General features: G+C 55.0%; 19 protein-coding genes. 12 read left to right on the plus strand and 7 right to left on the minus strand.

Annotation, left to right across the window (positions count from 1 at the left end):
* The first annotated feature begins 8 nt into the window (after positions 1–8).
* The 10 genes from RG807_RS03240 (at position 9) to RG807_RS03285 (ending at position 8336) form a co-directional block, all read left to right on the plus strand.
* Positions 9–566, plus strand: coding sequence for a LemA family protein (locus tag RG807_RS03240; RefSeq protein WP_410803601.1), 558 nt, complete (start codon positions 9–11; stop codon positions 564–566).
* Positions 567–1352 (plus strand): TPM domain-containing protein, encoded by a 786-nt coding sequence (locus RG807_RS03245; RefSeq protein WP_309043595.1) that lies wholly within the window; start codon positions 567–569, stop codon positions 1350–1352.
* 54 nt (positions 1353–1406) lie between these two features.
* Positions 1407–2024 (plus strand): TPM domain-containing protein, encoded by a 618-nt coding sequence (locus RG807_RS03250; protein ID WP_309043596.1) that lies wholly within the window; start codon positions 1407–1409, stop codon positions 2022–2024.
* Between the two features lie 170 nt (positions 2025–2194).
* The gene (locus RG807_RS03255; RefSeq protein ID WP_309043597.1) at positions 2195–2440 is read left to right on the plus strand and encodes a hypothetical protein; all 246 of its coding nucleotides are present in this window, start codon (positions 2195–2197) and stop codon (positions 2438–2440) included.
* Between the two features lie 137 nt (positions 2441–2577).
* Positions 2578–3315, plus strand: coding sequence for a glutathione peroxidase (locus tag RG807_RS03260; protein WP_309043598.1), 738 nt, complete (start codon positions 2578–2580; stop codon positions 3313–3315).
* A gap of 153 nt (positions 3316–3468) precedes the next feature.
* Entirely contained in the window at positions 3469–4173 is a 705-nt protein-coding gene (locus RG807_RS03265) for a DUF3348 family protein (RefSeq protein ID WP_309043599.1), read from the plus strand.
* The gene (locus tag RG807_RS03270; protein WP_309043600.1) at positions 4170–5876 is read left to right on the plus strand and encodes a DUF802 domain-containing protein; all 1707 of its coding nucleotides are present in this window, start codon (positions 4170–4172) and stop codon (positions 5874–5876) included. The genes RG807_RS03265 and RG807_RS03270 overlap by 4 nt, the downstream gene beginning before the upstream one ends.
* Positions 5876–6532: an OmpA family protein gene (locus tag RG807_RS03275; RefSeq protein WP_309043601.1), complete on the plus strand. Its 657-nt coding sequence runs from the start codon at positions 5876–5878 to the stop codon at positions 6530–6532. The genes RG807_RS03270 and RG807_RS03275 overlap by 1 nt, the downstream gene beginning before the upstream one ends.
* Positions 6529–7152 carry a DUF2894 domain-containing protein gene (locus RG807_RS03280; protein WP_309043602.1) on the plus strand — a complete coding sequence of 208 codons (624 nt, stop codon included), beginning with the start codon at positions 6529–6531 and terminating at the stop codon, positions 7150–7152. The genes RG807_RS03275 and RG807_RS03280 overlap by 4 nt, the downstream gene beginning before the upstream one ends.
* 2 nt (positions 7153–7154) lie before the next feature.
* A complete protein-coding gene (locus tag RG807_RS03285; RefSeq protein WP_309043603.1) occupies positions 7155–8336 on the plus strand; it encodes an AAA family ATPase in 1182 nt (393 codons plus the stop codon).
* A 17-nt stretch (positions 8337–8353) separates the two neighbouring features.
* Here the strand turns inward: RG807_RS03285 and RG807_RS03290 are convergent, their stop codons facing one another.
* The 4 genes from RG807_RS03290 to RG807_RS03305 all read right to left on the minus strand — a co-directional run bounded on the left by RG807_RS03290 (position 8354) and on the right by RG807_RS03305 (position 12218).
* Positions 8354–9178, minus strand: coding sequence for a sulfite exporter TauE/SafE family protein (locus RG807_RS03290; RefSeq protein WP_309043604.1), 825 nt, complete (start codon positions 9176–9178; stop codon positions 8354–8356).
* A gap of 90 nt (positions 9179–9268) precedes the next feature.
* Positions 9269–10795, minus strand: coding sequence for a tripartite tricarboxylate transporter permease (locus RG807_RS03295; RefSeq protein WP_309043605.1), 1527 nt, complete (start codon positions 10793–10795; stop codon positions 9269–9271).
* Positions 10796–10797: 2 nt separating this feature from the next.
* Positions 10798–11244: a tripartite tricarboxylate transporter TctB family protein gene (locus RG807_RS03300; protein WP_309043606.1), complete on the minus strand. Its 447-nt coding sequence runs from the start codon at positions 11242–11244 to the stop codon at positions 10798–10800.
* Positions 11241–12218, minus strand: coding sequence for a Bug family tripartite tricarboxylate transporter substrate binding protein (locus RG807_RS03305; protein ID WP_309043607.1), 978 nt, complete (start codon positions 12216–12218; stop codon positions 11241–11243). The genes RG807_RS03300 and RG807_RS03305 overlap by 4 nt, the downstream gene beginning before the upstream one ends.
* A gap of 182 nt (positions 12219–12400) precedes the next feature.
* Here RG807_RS03305 and RG807_RS03310 point away from each other — a divergent pair, with 182 nt between their 5' ends.
* Positions 12401–14047, plus strand: coding sequence for an ATP-binding protein (locus RG807_RS03310; RefSeq protein ID WP_309043608.1), 1647 nt, complete (start codon positions 12401–12403; stop codon positions 14045–14047).
* Positions 14026–14709, plus strand: coding sequence for a response regulator (locus RG807_RS03315; RefSeq protein WP_309043609.1), 684 nt, complete (start codon positions 14026–14028; stop codon positions 14707–14709). The genes RG807_RS03310 and RG807_RS03315 overlap by 22 nt, the downstream gene beginning before the upstream one ends.
* Positions 14710–14717: 8 nt before the next feature.
* Here the strand turns inward: RG807_RS03315 and RG807_RS03320 are convergent, their stop codons facing one another.
* The 3 genes from RG807_RS03320 to RG807_RS03330 all read right to left on the minus strand — a co-directional run bounded on the left by RG807_RS03320 (position 14718) and on the right by RG807_RS03330 (position 16890).
* A complete protein-coding gene (locus RG807_RS03320) occupies positions 14718–15545 on the minus strand; it encodes a hypothetical protein (protein ID WP_309043611.1) in 828 nt (275 codons plus the stop codon).
* Between the two features lie 76 nt (positions 15546–15621).
* On the minus strand, positions 15622–16389 hold the full coding sequence (locus RG807_RS03325; RefSeq protein WP_309043612.1) for a metallophosphoesterase: 768 nt from the start codon (positions 16387–16389) through the stop codon (positions 15622–15624).
* 33 nt (positions 16390–16422) lie between these two features.
* Positions 16423–16890 carry a DUF1643 domain-containing protein gene (locus RG807_RS03330; protein WP_309043613.1) on the minus strand — a complete coding sequence of 156 codons (468 nt, stop codon included), beginning with the start codon at positions 16888–16890 and terminating at the stop codon, positions 16423–16425.
* Positions 16891–17097 lie beyond the last annotated feature (207 nt).

Here is a 17097-nt window from a genome sequence, read left to right on the forward strand (position 1 = left end):
CCTTGCTCATGCTGGCGTTGTTGCTAACCGGTTGTGGCATCAACAACATTCCCACCTTTGACGAAAAGGTTAAGTCCGCTTGGTCGCAGGTTGAAAACCAATACCAGCGCCGGGCAGATCTGGTACCTAACCTTGTAGAAACCGTTAAAGGCTTTGCGGCCCAAGAAAAAGAAACCCTGACGGCAGTTATTGAGGCACGCTCCAAGGCAACCTCTATTCAAGTTGATGAAAGCATTTTGAGCAACCCACAGAAGCTCCAACAGTTTCAACAGGCCCAAGGTGAGCTTAGCAGCGCACTTAGCCGGTTAATGGCCGTTTCTGAGCGCTACCCGGATTTGAAGTCCAATCAAAATTTCCTCGCCTTGCAATCGCAACTTGAAGGCACCGAGAACCGCATAGCGGTGGCTCGGCGCGATTTCATTCAATCAGTAGAACGTTACAACACCGAGATCCGTACCTTCCCAGGCAAAATTTGGCACAGCATTCTCTATAGCGAAATGGAGGTGCGTGAAAACTTCGAGGCCACTGCACAAAATGCTGACGAAGCTCCTAAGGTGACGTTTTAAATGCAACTTTTCTCTCGTGACGCTTCGCGCTGCGCCTTTCGCCACCCTGTCGCGGTCATACTTGCGCTGATCGTACTGCCGGTATCAGCGGCGCTGGCGCAATCAGCGCCGGAGTTTCCGGAGTTGACTGGCCGGGTGGTGGATAATGCAGGCATGCTCAGCACTGCCACCGAAAACCAGATAGCCCAAATGCTTGAGGCCCACGAACAGAGCACGACAGAACAGGTTGTGGTTGTCACAGTGCCGGATCTTCAGGGTTATGGAATAGAAGACTTTGGCTATCAGCTAGGCCGGCATTGGGGAGTCGGTCAGGAGGGTGAGGATAATGGCGCACTGCTGATTGTTGCCAAGCAGGAACGACGGATCCGGATCGAAGTGGGCTACGGCCTGGAGGGACGCCTCACTGATGCGGCTTCAGCCACCATCATCAATCGGATTATTGCGCCCGACTTCAAGCAAGGCCAATTTGAACAGGGCATTGCCAATGGCGCTGCCGCCATGGTGCAGGTTCTTGGCGGTGAGCCCCTGGCGGTACCAGGCAGAACCGGTACCGGTCCCCAGGAAAAACCCAACCCAAAAGCGGTGCTGATGTTTTTCCTATTCATTATGGCAGTCATTTTCTTCATTGGTGGTGGCCGCGGCCGTGGCGGACGCACCGGCGCGGCACTGGTAGGTGGTGCACTGCTCGGCGCCAGCATGGGTGGCCGCGGTGGCGGCTTCGGTGGAGGTGGTTTTAGCGGCGGGGGCGGAGGCTTCGGCGGCGGAGGTGCATCTGGTGGCTGGTAGCGAACAAGCAGGCATCCGAAAGGCAACCTTCAACCCAACAAACAGTGATACCCCATGACATTACTAAACAAACAGGAACAGGAACAAGTTGCGGCCGCTATCACCGCAGTTGAGCGGGAAACCGACGCAGAAGTGGTAACGGTTCTAACCGCCCAAGCCGACAATTACGCATACATCCCTCTGCTCTGGGCGGGGATCTTTGCGCTTTTGGTGCCCGGTATTATTAACTACCTTACCAACTGGCTGTCGGCAGATGTACTGCTGCTCAGCCAATGGGGCGTGTTTGCCCTGCTCAGTCTGGTGTTCCGGATACCCGGCATCAACAGGCGGCTGATTCCTCGCTCTGTGGGCTATTGGCGTGCTTCGAACCTGGCCCGGCGTCAGTTTCTGGAACAGAACCTGCACCACACCGCAGGCGCTACGGGCATGTTGATCTTCGTTTCTGAAGCCGAGCGTTACGTTGAGATTCTGGTAGACCGGGGCATATCGAGCCAAATTGATAACGACGCCTGGGAAGACATCATTGCAGCATTCACCAAACAGGTGAAACAGGGCGAAACACTGCAGGGCTTTATTTCCTGCATTGAAGACTGTGGAAAGCATCTCAAATCCAAGGTGCCAGCCACTCGCCAGAAAGATGAACTGCCAAACCATCTGGTTATATTGTCGTAAGTGGCGTGAACTGATAGCCGCCCAGTTCATTATTTGCGCAACCCCGAACCCTGTGCTTGTATTAATCTCACAGGTCCGCCGGATGGAATCGTTTTTAACTGGCCTGCCTGCAGAGGGACCGCCCGGCGTCGGGGGGCCCAGAATCACTGTTAAAAGGAGTTGGCTTTGTTATGGCATACGAAACAATAGACGGTCAAAAATACGAAAAAGAACTACTGGAACTTGCCCGCAAGCACACCACTGGAAAGGGCGAAGGTAAGCTATCCAAAGACGAGGTCGCAGATCTTTTCAAGTCCGCCAGTGACGGCGCAGGTGTGACGGAAACAGAAAAAGCCACGCTGACTTATATCAGGAGCCACTTTGAGTTCACCGATGCTGCGGCAAAAGATTTTGATGCAGCTTTTGCCAACCTGTAGTCCAGCCATTCTCTAGTACTGACCTCACCACTACCCTCGCTGCTGACTTTAATGTCGGCGCGTTGGCATTCCATATGGAATGAAACCCAAAGCGATCGATCGACACAGCTCACCCCACAAACTCCAAGGAGTTTTAAATGTTAAGTTCATCGGAAGGTAAAAAAGTCCCCCAGGTTACGTTTCCCATTCGTCGTGACAACGAATGGCAGTCGGTAACCAGTGACGAGTTATTCAACGGGCAAACGGTGATTGTGTTCGCCTTGCCGGGCGCGTTTACACCCACCTGTTCAAGCACTCACTTGCCGCGATACAACGAGCTGGCACCGGTATTCAAAGAACTGGGCGTAGACCGGGTAATCTGCTTGTCGGTGAACGATCCGTTCGTTATGCAGGCGTGGGCTGAAGATCAGCACGCCGACAACATCGAATTCATTCCAGATGGCAACGGCGACTTCTCCCGTGAAATGGGCATGCTGGTCAGCAAGAGTGCCATCGGGTTTGGCGACCGCAGCTGGCGCTATTCCATGCTCGTAAAAGATGGCACCATCGAGAAAATGTTCATTGAGCCAGACAGCCCTGGTGACCCGTTTGAAGTGTCTGACGCCGACACAATGCTCAACTACATCAAGCCGGATGCAACCTTGCCTGCACGGGTAACAGTATTCACGAAACCCGGGTGCCCCCACTGTACCCGCGCTAAATCGCTGCTACAGAACAAGGGTTTCAAGTATGAAGAGATTACGCTGGGCAGTGGCGGCTTGTCATACAGCACCCTGCAAGCAGTAACCGGCAAGGGCACAACCCCGCAAGTATTTATCGACGGCAAGCTGGTTGGCGGCGCCGATGAACTCGAAGCGTTGATGGCCAAGCGCTGATTGCTCAGCAATGTATATATGCCCGGGCATAGCCTGTTCGGGCATATATTTCTGGCAATTCAGTCATTATCAATCACCTCCCATACCCTTTAGAATAGTCGCCCCGGAAAGCCCGGTATTTTTCGGTTACCCAAACCTGTGCGCGATTATTTGATGACTCAATCACCCTCACATTCTGCCGGGGTTTCACCGCCAAGGCTGCTGCAACTGCTGGCCCAATCCGGGGCGCCGCTTGCCGACGGCCCGTTGCCCTGTTGCGGCGAACGCCTGGGGCGACTGTTTGGGCTTTCAGACACCCTGGTTCTGGATTCTGCGATTGCCTTTCGAACCCGCCATCCGGGCATGAACCAAGGGCCAACGTTTGAACGAATCATTCAGGAACTGGCCACCACTCGCACAGCACTCGTTCGAAAAATCTCCACGTACGGCGATGACATCGAGCCAACAAATTATGTGGATTTTGAACTGTATTTGAATAGCTGGCTCACCCTGCAACGCAGAGTGGTCGCCGCAAGCCGCCAACTTCGCGACAAAACCCGAAAGGCGATGAAGGACCACAACCAGAATCTGGCCAGGCTGGCAGAGCTGGATTCAACCTTCGACCACGCGATGACCGGGTACACCAGCCAGTGTTTCTCTCATATTTCCAAAGTGCTGGAGCAGCGATTCCAGGCGCTTTCCCCAGCAGAACAAACAACCTCTGACCACTCCCTCGAAACCGGTATTGCGCCGGATGATTGGCTTCACCGTTACTGCGAAGAAGCGCAGAATCTTTTACTCGCTGAACTGGATGTTCGGCTGGAGCCAGTACTGGGATTACTTGAGGCCTGCCACAACGAGGTAATGGATTCTCCATGAGCAGACTTTTCTTCTTTTTCGCTTTTGCCATAGGTTTGGCGGTAACGGCCTGGATTGGCCAGCGCTTTTTAGGCTCTGACCTGCTGGCGCTTTCCGTCACGGTCATCATTGCAGCTGTATACACGCTGGGCTTTGTTGAGTTGATGGGGTTCCGGAACACAACCCGAGAACTGCAGCAGAAGCTGAGCACCACACCGGAAAGCCGCGAGCAAATTACAAGCTGGCTCTCTGGCCTACCTGAGCAAGTGCAGTTTTCAGTACAAAGACGCATCGACGGGCACTTTGCTGCACTGCCAAGCCCGCAGTTTACGCCCTACCTGGTCGGCTTACTGGTTATGCTCGGCCTGCTGGGCACCTTTGCCGGCATGATTGTGACCTTGAGCGGCGCGGCATCTGCATTGGATGGCAGCACCGAACTCAGTGTGATTCGCAGTGCTTTGGCGGCCCCGATTGCCGGCCTGAGCCTGGCCTTCGGCACGTCCATCGCCGGCGTGGCAGCGTCTGCCATGCTGGGGCTGGCCTCCACCCTCAGCCGCCGCGAATTACTGCAGGTATCCCGCCAGCTGGATAAGATTCTGCGCCAACGATTACACCACCTGTCGACGGACTATCAGCGCCAACAGGCGTTCAAAGCACTGGAATCCCAAGCGGATGCCCTGCCCCAAATGGCAACCGCGATGGAGTCCATGACTGCCCGCATGGAGCAGCTAGGCCAGCAGCTTGAGCAATCCCTTACCCGAAATCAGCAAGAGTTCCACACCACCGTTGGCGGCCACTATCAGACCCTTGCAACGTCTGTGGCTGAGTCTCTTGAGAAAGCTCTGGAATCGAGCAGCCGCCTGACCGCTGAACGCATAGAGCCGATCGTTTCCGAAGCCATGGCAAGCCTGCAGTCCAGCGCTGGTAAGCTGCACGAAAACTGGTCTGCCACCACCAAGCAGCAACTAGCAGAGCTCACCGAAAGCTATCAAAAAGGCCTGGATACTCTCATCACCCGTATCAGCGAGCAGCTTTCTCAACTGCATGAGCAAGAAGCTGCCCGAGGAGACGCGGCCAATGAACGCCTGGCCGAGCTGGAAGTGACCGTCACCAAACACCTGACGGAATTGGGCTTAGGCCTGGAAGCCCCCATGACCCGCTTGATAGAAACCGCGTCGGAAACCCCGAAAGCCGCCGCCCAGGTAATCTCACAGCTGCAAAGCGAGATAACCCGCAACAGCGAACGGGAAAACCAACTGTTGGAAGAGCGCCAGCGGCTGGTTCATGAGCTGGACAGCCTTCTCGAATCCCAGCGCAACAACGCAGACAGCCAGCGCGAGGCGGTGGATTCTCTTATCAGCGGCGCAGGTGAGACCCTCACAGGCATCAGCGAACGCTTCAATGTTCTGATTCAGGAGCAAAGCCAGCAACTCGGCAAACTGGGCGAAGACATTACCGGCAGCAGCCAGGAAGTCGGCGCCCTCAGTGAATCCTTCCTTGCCGCAGTGGAGCTGTTCAGCGCGTCTAACTCTCAGCTGCAGGAAAGCCTGACCAACATACAGAAAGCACTGGATGGAGCCGGCAAGCGCCACGATGAACAGTTAGCCTATTACGTTGCTCAGGCCCGCGAAGTCATCGACCTCTCCGTAAGCTCCCAGAAAGATGTGATTGATGCGGCTTCGGCTCTGATCGCCAATCACGTCGAGACCAGCGGAGCCAGTTGATGGAATATCTGGAAGACGGTGAACAGCAGTCCACCCCTATCTGGGCGATATTCTCAGACCTGATGGCAGCGCTGGTAGGTATTCTGGTGCTGATACTGGTGTGGGTGATTGGCGTTCAGTTGGAACTGAGCCAATCCCTGGAGGAAGAGAAAGCCAAGCGGGAAGCCGAAGAACAGAGGCGCATTGCCCTGGAGCAAGCACTGGAAGACCCGCTCACCAAAGGCCTGGTAACCTTTCACAACGGCCGCATTGGCATCAGCGGCAACGTGCTGTTTGAACTGAACTCGGATCAGCTGCAGGCCGACGGCGTAGAAGTATTGGAAGCCCTCGTCACCCCGCTGCAAACCTATCTGACCCAGCACCAGGAACTGCTGATGATCAGCGGCTTCACCGATGACCTGCCCATGCACAGCGGCAACCGGTATCAAGACAACTGGGGGCTGTCTGCCCAGAGAGCGCTGACAGTCACCCGAACATTAATAGAACTTGGCCTACCCAACGACCGTGTATTCGCCGCCGCCTTTGGCCCGCACCACCCGGCGGTGCCCAATATTGATGCGGAATCCCGGGCTCAGAATCGGCGAGTAGAAATCAGCACCGTACCTCTGGCGCCTCAAGCACCTGCAAACGCTGAAGCGGAGGCTGGCAACGGATGAATCCGATAGCTGAAGCCACTGCCATGCATCCGCAACTGGAAGACCTCCGAAACTCTGGAGCAGTCCAGATGGACCCGGCTCGCTTTCGCTATCTGGAAGAACTGGCGATGCGTTTGGAAACGAAAGGCCTACAGCACACCCGGCACTGGGACAAGCTGGAGCAGGCGGTTGCAGACTACAAGACACGATTCGAAGCACCGCAGCCGTCATCACAAGCCATTGAAACCAGTGCTCCTTCGCCGCTCTCAGCTCTGCTGGACAGGCTGAATCAAACCCAGAGTGCACCTCAAACACAACCCCGGTCGACGCTGGAACAGCTGGTGTTTGGAGCGCCCGAAGAAAGCTCAGAAGCTCCCCAACGCGCTGCAGCCGCCAATCCCCGTCAGCCACTAAAAGCCATGACCAGAGCATCGGCGGACCGTGGCGAGCAAGTCCTTCAGGACCGTGTCCGCAGCGCCATCGAACAGGCCCCCGAAGACGCCGGCCCAATGAACGCCCACCGCTTGGTAAGCTTGGCATTGGCCGAAATGCAGAAGCTGTCACCGGAGTATCTAAATCGGCTGGTGAAATACACAGATACGCTAATGGCGCTGGAACGATCAGGGCGAAAAGGCTTGTGAATATGATCAATGCATTCGCAGTATCAAACTACCGCAGCCTGAAAGGCATTGTTGCGCCTTTGGCAGGTCTTAATGTGGTTACAGGCCCAAACGGTTGTGGCAAATCCAACCTGTACAAATCTCTGCGCCTGCTCGCAGAAGCGGCGAAAGGAAACATGATTTCGTCGATCGCACAGGAAGGCGGGCTGGAGTACACCTTCTGGGCCGGGCCTGACAACATTACCAGCGGCATGAGAGAAGGCTCCGCACCTGTTCAAGGCTCTGCACGAAAACACAACTCACGCCTGAGGCTGGGCTTTGCGGGTGAAGAGTTCAGTTACGCCATATCATTGGGAATGCCAGCACCACAGGGATTTGCCGGCTACAAAGACCCCTCCATGTTTCAGTTCGACCCCGAAATAAAACGCGAATGCATTTGGGTGGGCGATGTTTGCCGGCCCAGCAGCTGCCTGATCGACCGGGTCGGGCCTATCGTAAAAGTACGCTCCGGCCGAAAATGGGCAGTGTATAACGCTCACCTCAACTCCTACGAAAGCATCCTCAACGAAATCAGCGACCCGGTGGCTGTGCCTGAGGTGCACGCTGTGAGACAAACTATCCGCAACTGGCGCTTCTACGATCAGTTCAGAACCGATCCCGACTCCATCATTCGTACGCCACAGATAGGCACGCGAACCCCCGTGCTCGACCATGATGGCCATAGCCTGGTTGCTGCTCTGCGAACCATCCATGAGATAGGCGACCGCCAAGCGTTGTATCACGCGATTGAGGATGCGTTTCCCGGAGCTACGATAAACTTTTCTGCAGACTCAGGTAATCGCTTTGTTCTGGAGTTCCTGCAGGATGGTCTGTTGCGGCCTCTGAACCAGGCAGAACTTTCTGACGGAACGCTACGCTACCTTCTGTTGGTAGCAGCATTACTTACACCCCGGCCCCCTTCCCTGCTGGTGTTGAACGAGCCAGAAACCAGCCTGCACCCGGATCTGCTTCCTGCACTTGGGCGGCTGATTATCCGTGCCTCGCGGGAGACTCAGGTTTGGGTGGTTTCCCACGCACCACGGCTGGTAGCCACACTGGAAAGGGATGGTGACTGCAACTCGATTGCCCTGAACAAAGAACTGGGTGAAACCGTTGTTGTGGGCCAGGGGTTATTGGACGCACCACCCTGGCAATGGCCTGATTAATGTTGATGCTTTGCACATCACAGAAACGCGCTAACCATACCCACACTACTGACCACCAACAGCACCACACCCAGCATGCGGAAAAACACCGGTGTTTCCGCCTTCAGAATGCGCTCGTGAAAACGTAGCCCGATCACATGCCCTACCGCAGCACACGGCAGTAACCAAAGGTGATGGATCAACTGCAGATCAAGCCCAACCCAGATGAACGCTGCCAGTTTGATCAACACCAGAATAAACCAAAGGCCAAACAAGGTATCGCGCAGCTTCTCCCGTGCCACATGCTGGGAGGCAACCGCAATAATCAGCGGCGCGCCGATCAGCGAGGTGCCGCTGATATAACCACCGGCCATCAGCAAGATCACATCCACGGTTTTACTTCTGCTGCGGAAAGGTCGGTTGATGATGTACGACACAGAGTAGATCGCAACAATCACGAAAATAATCGCGCTTAATACATGTGGGGGCAGCGTAAACAGGCCAAAGACGCCAATCAGTTTGGGTACCAGCATGATGCCCAGCATCCGCCAGAGGTAGGGCCAGTCAACCGTGCCCTCGAGGGCTTTAGCGGCTGCATCTGGCCCGAACCCGGTCAGCTTCTGGCTGCCATCGCCGGCTTTTCTGGTGCGGCTTTTACGATTGTTCATCCAGATGGTCAGAGAAGAGAAAAGCAGCAGGTGCACTGCAATGATAGGCAGAAATATTAGCGGGTCATCTTTCACCAGCAACAGGAAAGGCAGCGACAACACCGCACCGCCAAAGCCCAGCCCAGAGCGCACGAAGCCACTCCAGATGAAGATAAGGGCTACCAAGGCATACTGGATTAGAGAAAAATCGGACATAATTTCCTGTGCTGTGGAAAACAAAAAAACACCGGGCAAAGCCCGGTGCACATCCTTCCTATTTTCCGCCGAAGCGGCTGACCTTGGCGCTTAGTCGCTAACAGGCCCTTCCTTGATAGCGTTACGCATACGGCGGCGCAGAATCGGCCCAACCAGCGTTGGCAACACCAAACCAAGGCCGGCTACCAGCCACAATCCTATCGACAATGGGCTCGACCAGAGTGTGGTCCAATCACCATCAGACAGTATCAGCGCATGGCCCAGGTTCTTCTCCATTTCTGGCCCCAAAAGGAGGCCCAGAATAATGGGCACCAAGGGAATTTCCAGCTTTCTCAGAAGATACCCGCCAACACCAAACAGAATCATGAAGTACAGATCGAAGGTGCTGTGGCTGATGGAGTAGATGCCCACGAACGCCACCATGGTGACTATCGGCAGCAGGTACATCGGCGGCACGGACAGCAGCCTTACAAACACGCCAATCATCGGAATGTTCAGTATCAGCAGCAGCACGTTACCGATCAGCAGCGCGGCAATAACACCCCACACAATATCAGCGTTCTGGGTGAACATCAGCGGCCCAGGCGTAATATTGAGGGAAATCAACATCGCCAGCAATACTGCTGTAGTCCCACTTCCTGGGACACCCAAGGTTAGCATGGGCACCAAGGCACCCGACGCCGCACCATTGTTACCAGCTTCTGGCGCCACAACACCACGAATATCGCCCTCACCAAAGCGGCCTTTTTTGCCCAGTACCGACTTCTCAAGGGTATAGCTGATAAAGCTTCCCAGAGAGGCTCCCGCACCTGGCAGCACTCCGGCGATAAAGCCGAGCAAACCACCACGCAACTGAGTGGGTACTGTCGACACGACCTCTTTGAAGGTCAGCGTCATCTTGCCCATTTTCACTTTGCTGCGGCCTTTGCCCATGCGTGCTTCTACAAAAAACAGAAGCTCGGATATGGCAAACAAGCCCACAATCGCCAAGATGAAGTCGATGCCCTCATACAGCTCCAGCACACCCCCAGTGTACCTCTGGGTGCCGGTAGAGATATCGATTCCCACGGTGGAAATCATGATGCCCAGTGCAGCTGCAATCACCGTCTTCATCGGGTTCTTGCCGGTTATACCCCCCAGCGTAGCGAAGGCAAGCAAGAACAGCGCAAAGTACTCAGCCGGCCCGAAGGTCAGCGCAAAGCGCGCCAGCACCGGTGCCAGCATGATCAGCCCTATGGTACCGATCAAACTGCCCGCGAAGGAGGCTATCGCCGATATGGCCAAGGCATCTGCCGCCCGACCTTTTTGCGCCATGGGATAGCCGTCGAGGCAGGTCATCATGGCGGGTTCATCGCCCGGAATATTCAGCAGAATCGACGATATCCGGCCGCCGTACATGGCACCCGCATAAACCGATGTGAGCAGAATCATTGCTGTTTCAGGCGGCAAGCCCAAGGTAAAGGCAAGAGGTATCAGAATGGCCACACCGTTTGCCGGGCCCAAGCCTGGCAGGCAACCAATCAACGTGCCCACAAAGGCACCAAAGAGCGCAAACATCAGGTTGTACGGCGTTAACGCTACCGCAAACCCGTCCATCAGAAAGCCAAGTGTTTCCATGGTCAAAAGTCTCCCAACAAGCCAGTGGGCAGGCTCAGAGACAAGCCATAGTTAAATAGCCCAAACACCACAATGGCACTGACCAGACCAACTGCAAACGCGGATTTAGCAGGTGCACCCATGCGCCAGCTTAAAGCGCCAACCGCGAGGGTAGTGGAGATAACAAAGCCCAATGGCTCAAGCAGCAGCGCGTAAATCACCAGTACAATGATCGAAACCACCAACTCCAGGGCTGTTTTTCCTACAGGCCACTGGGTATCAGCATCCGGTTTGACCATCAAGTACAGGCTGCCCACCGCCAGCACAACGGCCAGCATGGTGGGAAAGGTTTCCGGCCCTACCCCTTCGGATCCACCGAAGGGTTCAGGCCACTGTTGCGCTACCCAGCCATAGGCAACCGCTACCACCAACAGGCACAAGCCCAGAATACGGTCGCCCAGGCCAGTCATTTCAGTAGACCGATTTCCCGGGACAGGGTTTCAATGTCCTGCACCTGGTTGGTTACAAAGCTTTCAAACTCACCGGCTTTCGGGTGGAACGGAATCAGGCCGTTGCTCTTCATTACCGCCTTCCACTCATCACTGGCGTACAAGGTGTCTACCGCATCTACCCAGTACTTCTGAGCTTCTGCAGAGGTCTCTTTCGGCATATAGAATCCACGCCAGTTGGGGCCAAGCGCATCAATGCCTTGTTCGCGAGCGGTAGGGATGTGGCTGAATTTGCCCGGCAGGCGCTCTTCAGAAAGCACTGCAATCACGCGCAGATCACCGGAATCCATAAAGCCGGTTGCTTCCGATACGTCACCTGTGAACGCATCCACCTGGCCACCCACTACCTGGGTCATGGCTTCGCCACCGTTGTTGTACGACAGGTAAGGAATAGAAGGGAGGTTTTCAGCACCAGCTGCTTTTGCTGCGATAAGCACCTTCAGGTGATCCCAGCCGCCACGGGCACTGCCACCAGCAAACTTGACCGAACGCGGGTTCTCTTTCAGCGCGTCCATTAACTGGTTCAGGTTTTCGTACTTGGAATCTTTACTCACTGCGATGATGCCGTAGTCTGCGCCTAGTGCACCGACCCACTTCACCATTGAAGCATCCATACCGGGGAACTGCTTCTGAGCCAAACGGGTAGTTGTAGCGGTAGAGGCCGCGACAATCAGTTTTTCGTCGTTTTTACGCTTACTTACAGTGTGGGCAAAGGCTACGCCACCACCTGCACCCGCCATGTTTACTGTCTGAACAGAGCCGCTTACCAAGTCCAGATCCTGCATAACCTTACCCACACTGCGGCAGGTAAAATCCCAACCGCCGCCGGGATCAGCCGGTGCAAGGCACTCAACTTTTCCGCTGGGCTCCCATGCCATGGCTGACATACTGAACGCAGCCGCTGCTGCAAATGCTATTGTTGTTTTGAAAAACATATTCATCACCTCATTGTTGTTTCAATAAACAGACTAGAAGGCAATCCGTATTTTCTGAAGTTTGCGAGCGTAATTCACTTAAAAAAACTAACGCGCTTTTTGTTCATAAAGTTCACGGGCAAACCCGGTTAGGGTGTTTTACTCTGAACGTTGCCGCCAATAGACGAATCTGATTGAAGCCTATGCCTGCAAAGCGTCGCACAAAGCTCAAAACCCGCATGATTCTCACCCTGGGTTTGCTGAGCGCATTACAAACCCTGTTTATTGGCCTGTTTGCCGGTTACTACCTGAGCGAATCCTTGTATAACGAGATTGGCCAGCGCGCTCTGATGGTGGCTAAAACCATCGCCGCAAGCCCCTCAATTATAGATGGCATTCAGCAACGTAACATTGAAGACCTGAACACCCTCACCCACACTCTAGCCACCACCAACGAAGCCCTGTTTATTGTAATTGGCGATCACGATGCCATCCGCCTGGCTCATCCCTCGCCAAGCCGCATTGGTCACTCAATGGCCGACGACGATGGCGATCACGGCTATCAAGCACTGGTAGAGGGTGAGGGTTATATCGCCCGGGCCTTGGGTAATCTGGGCGAGTCCATGCGCGGCAAAGCACCGGTATTTGACCCCGCCAGCGGCGCCATCATCGGGATAGTGTCGGTGGGGTACAGCGTGGCCCAGGTTGAGGCCACTGTGCAGCACTACAACTTCATACTTTACGGCGTTCTGGGCGTCGTGTTGTTGGTGAGTATTCTGGCCGCTGTGGTGATTGCCAGCCGTTTCAAAAGTGCAATTTTTGGTTTGGAGCCGGAAGAAATTGCCGGCCTGTTCCAGGAGCGGGACGCCACTCTGCAATCCGTGCGTGAAGGCATCATCGCCATCAATCGCGATGGCGTTATAACCACTGTCAATCTCGCGGCTTTGACCACCCTGGGCCTGGATGAAAACACGCCCATAGCCGGCCGGCCCATTCTCGACATAATCCCGGAAAGCGACCTGATGTCGGTTTTAACCAGTGGCATACCGGATTTCGATCGTGAGATATGGCTTCGCAACAAGCAGATGGTGGTCAACAGACTGCCCATGCGCCAAGGCGACGACATTATCGGAGTAGTGGCCAGCTTCCGCCTGCGCAACGAGCTGGATCACGTTAGCCAGCAACTCACCCACATTCAACAGTACGCCGATACGCTGCGCAGCCAGACACACGAATACTCCAACAAACTGCACACCATTGCCGGGTTGATCCAATTGGGCGCCTACGACGATGCACTGGGGCTTATCGGCAGCGAAGTGAGCAGCCACCAGGCTCTGATTCACCTGCTACTGGAAGCCGTGCCAGACCCGATCATTGCCGGCTGCTTGCTGGGCAAACACAACCGCGCGCGGGAAATGGGCCTGCACCTGGACATAGACCCTGGCAGCCAGATGACGGACCTGCCAGACAACCTGCCACGAGATCAGTTAGTGAGCGTGCTGGGCAACCTGATTGACAACGCTCTGGAAGCCACCCGCCGCCACACAGGCGCAAACGGTCGGGTGCAGTTATCTATGACAGATCTTGGCCAGGAACTGATTTTTGAAGTGGAAGATCAGGGCCCGGGTGTGGCGCCCGAACTGCAAAACCAGATTTTTGAGAAGGGCGTAACCAGCAAAGCCGGCCATGAACACGGATATGGGCTACATTTGGTACGCAAGTTTCTGGATAGCTGGGGCGGCTCGATTACGGTGGAAAACCTGAGCGTGGCTGGTGGCAGCCGCTTCACTCTATACTTACCCAAAAAACCAACAGGCAGGAGCCCATCGTGCCCCCCATCCGACTGCTGATCGCCGAAGACGACCGCCAGATTGCGGAAATCCAACGCCGCTTTGTTCAGCGCCTGGACCAGGTGGAGCTGTGCGGCATAGCCCATACCCTGGCCGATGCCCGGGAACAGGCTGAGGTACTGCAGCCCGACCTGATATTGCTGGACGTGTATTTTCCCGACGGCAGCGGATTGGATTTATTGCGGGAGCTTCGCGCCAGTGACAACAGCACCGATATCATTCTGATCACCGCTGCTAAAGAAGTGGAAACACTACGCACAGCCCTGCGCGGCGGCGTGTTTGATTACATTCTGAAACCACTGGTATTTGAACGGCTGGAAGAAGCCATCAACCGGTTTCGCGACCACCTTGCGCGCCTGTCGGCACTAAAACACCTGGGGCAGGATGAAGTAGACGCCCTACTCCCACGCAACACCGGCGACACAAACCAGGATCACCATCACCGCCTGCCAAAAGGCATTGATGTTATTACCCTCGATAAGATTCGTGAACTGATTGCAGGCGGCAAGCCCTGGAGCGCGGAAGAAGTCGGCAGCGCCATGGGCGCATCCCGCACAACTGCCAGGCGCTATCTGGAATACATGACCGGCACAGGCACCGTTGTGGCCGAAGTCAGCTATGGCAGCATCGGCCGGCCAGAACGGCGCTACAAAAAGCTGTAAACCAACCTCTACTTTGTGCCAACAAACACCCAGTTGGTCCCGACGTTGTCGCACACAATGATACTGCGATCGATGGTCACACACTGAGCCAGGTTTTCTGGCAGTTCATCGTGGTAACGGGCTTTCACGCCCAGAGTTTTTCGATCCTGCTTGAGCAACTCGTAGGTTTGGTCCATACGCTCGGAGAAATCCACGCCACCGCTTTCAAGGGTGTGAAAGGCGTTATGAAATGCCGTGAAACTCATGGTGTTTGCGCCAAGACCAATGGCCAGCATTTTGGGGATGTAACGATCATAAGCGGCCGAAAGATAGCCTCGCACGGCTTCATCATCGTTACGCACACCATCGAACGGCTCGATTCCGAGGCGGTTACCCGGCTCCAGAACACCATTTTCCAGTGATGCCAGAGAGCGATTGCCCGCCAGCTTATAGGCCGCATTCGGGCACTGAATCAGCTCACCGCTCAATCGGCAATCCGCCAAGCCTTGGGCAATCGGCGGTTCAGAGACGGACTCCTTCGCGAATTCCCGCTGCGGTGTGGGCGCCTCTGGTTTGCGCTCGGGCTTGGGTTTAGGCTCAGGCCTGGCCGCAACCTCGGGCAATGTAAGACTCAAACGCTTGGCAGGTTGCCGTAACAACAGCGCCTGCACCTTTGGATCATTGCGTTTGAAATCCACCATTGAAGGCAGCCCTGCACCGCCACCGCGCTCGACAATTTCGCAGTACATGCGTTCGAGGTCCGACTGAGCAGACACCAGACAAGTTTCATTCGCGCCGGCAGTCGAAACCCAGCCAGCGGCAAATAGTATGAGCAATTGTTTGCGAAACGCGATCACTGCAACTCCATTGGGTGCACTTTTACTGCTCACCATACAACGCGACCATTGGGAACAGAACTGCAAGAGAAACGGCTTAGATCTCAACAACTCTATCTGCAGCAAAGAGCGGTGGGTCGTATTCTCTGGGATAAGCGCCCGGATTGGCGAATACGCGAGTACCTTCTACCTGCAAATCAACGGGCTCATGAACGTGGCCGTGAACCCACAGATCCATCCTCCCCATCAGCGCCCGCAAGTTCGAAGCAAAGGCTGGCGACAAGGAGTCGCCCTGGTACTTGGGCGGAATACACTCTGGCAAGGGTGCATGGTGGCTAACGACCACTCGCGGCCCGGGCGCAGGCTGGCTTAATTCTGCCTCAAGCCAGGCGATGGCTTCGGCATGCAACCTCTGGCTCTCATCAACCGTGAACACCTCACCTGCTGGCTGCTGGATAATTCGAAAATCCGGCATGAACGCCAGTGCGCGCTGCCGGGTTCCCACAGGGTCATCGTTCGGCTGGCCTTGGTACAGCCCAAAATCTGTCCATAGCGTGGTGCCGTGAAACCGCACACCGTCAATATCTACCGTATCGTTATCAAGCAGGTGAATCCCCAGCCGCTGGGCTTCGGCACGCAATGCTTCACGGGCCTCTGGCATACTGGTTCCGTAGAACTCGTGATTACCCGCAACGTAGATAATCTCCTGCCCGGTAAACCGCTCTGCCGCCCAAGCAAGGCCTTTCGTTGTGCGGTGAATATCACCGGCGAGGATAACCACATCAGCAGCTACCTCAGGCAGTTCACGGCCTTCCTGAAAACACTCAACGTGCAAATCCGACAGTATTCGCAAGCGCAAAGTCACATCTCCTCGACGAACCGCTCGAAATCACGGTTTTTAAACACTCATCGGCACAGGTTTTCTATCCGCTTTTTGATACAGCGGGTGCGCCGGCTCACCTGACTTGTTCAGCTTCAAACAGTGCAGGTTCGGTAGCAGCTCTTTTACCTGCTCAGAACGACCCAGAAATGAACCATCATTTCCCCATGCAGCCACAACCAAACCCGCATCGCCAGACAGCCTTAATAGCCACTCGTTGTTCTCAGAGCCTATCGGATCTGCTGCTGCCTTCATATCATTTGGCGCAGTGGCACGAAACGCAAAAATATTGGCCATGCACACACCACCAAACCCCCATGCTTTCGCATAGTTCATACAGCGGGTTAGCGTTGGATCGTCGGTTGTCTCATCCGCAGTGGATGGGTTTAGCCCAACAAACATTACATAGGGTTTTGACGCATCCCAGGTGCGCCAAAGGGCGAAACGGTATTTCCTGCAATCGGATAACTTAGCTGTGTTTTTCAATGCTTACTCTTCGCTCCCTTCTGGCTATACGGCCTATTCACTTCGCACCACCCGGTGATATCAAGTAAAGAACGTTAGATGGGCTTGATACCTAGAGTTGAGGATAGACTCATCAAACCCATATTAACCATTGATCAGTTTTTCAACCATACTGATAAATCTCGCACACTCCCGGGCAAACAGATTATGGGCTGCCCTTGTCCATGG

The organism is Marinobacter sediminicola (assembly GCF_031157525.1).
In the GTDB taxonomy this organism is placed as follows: domain Bacteria; phylum Pseudomonadota; class Gammaproteobacteria; order Pseudomonadales; family Oleiphilaceae; genus Marinobacter; species Marinobacter sediminicola.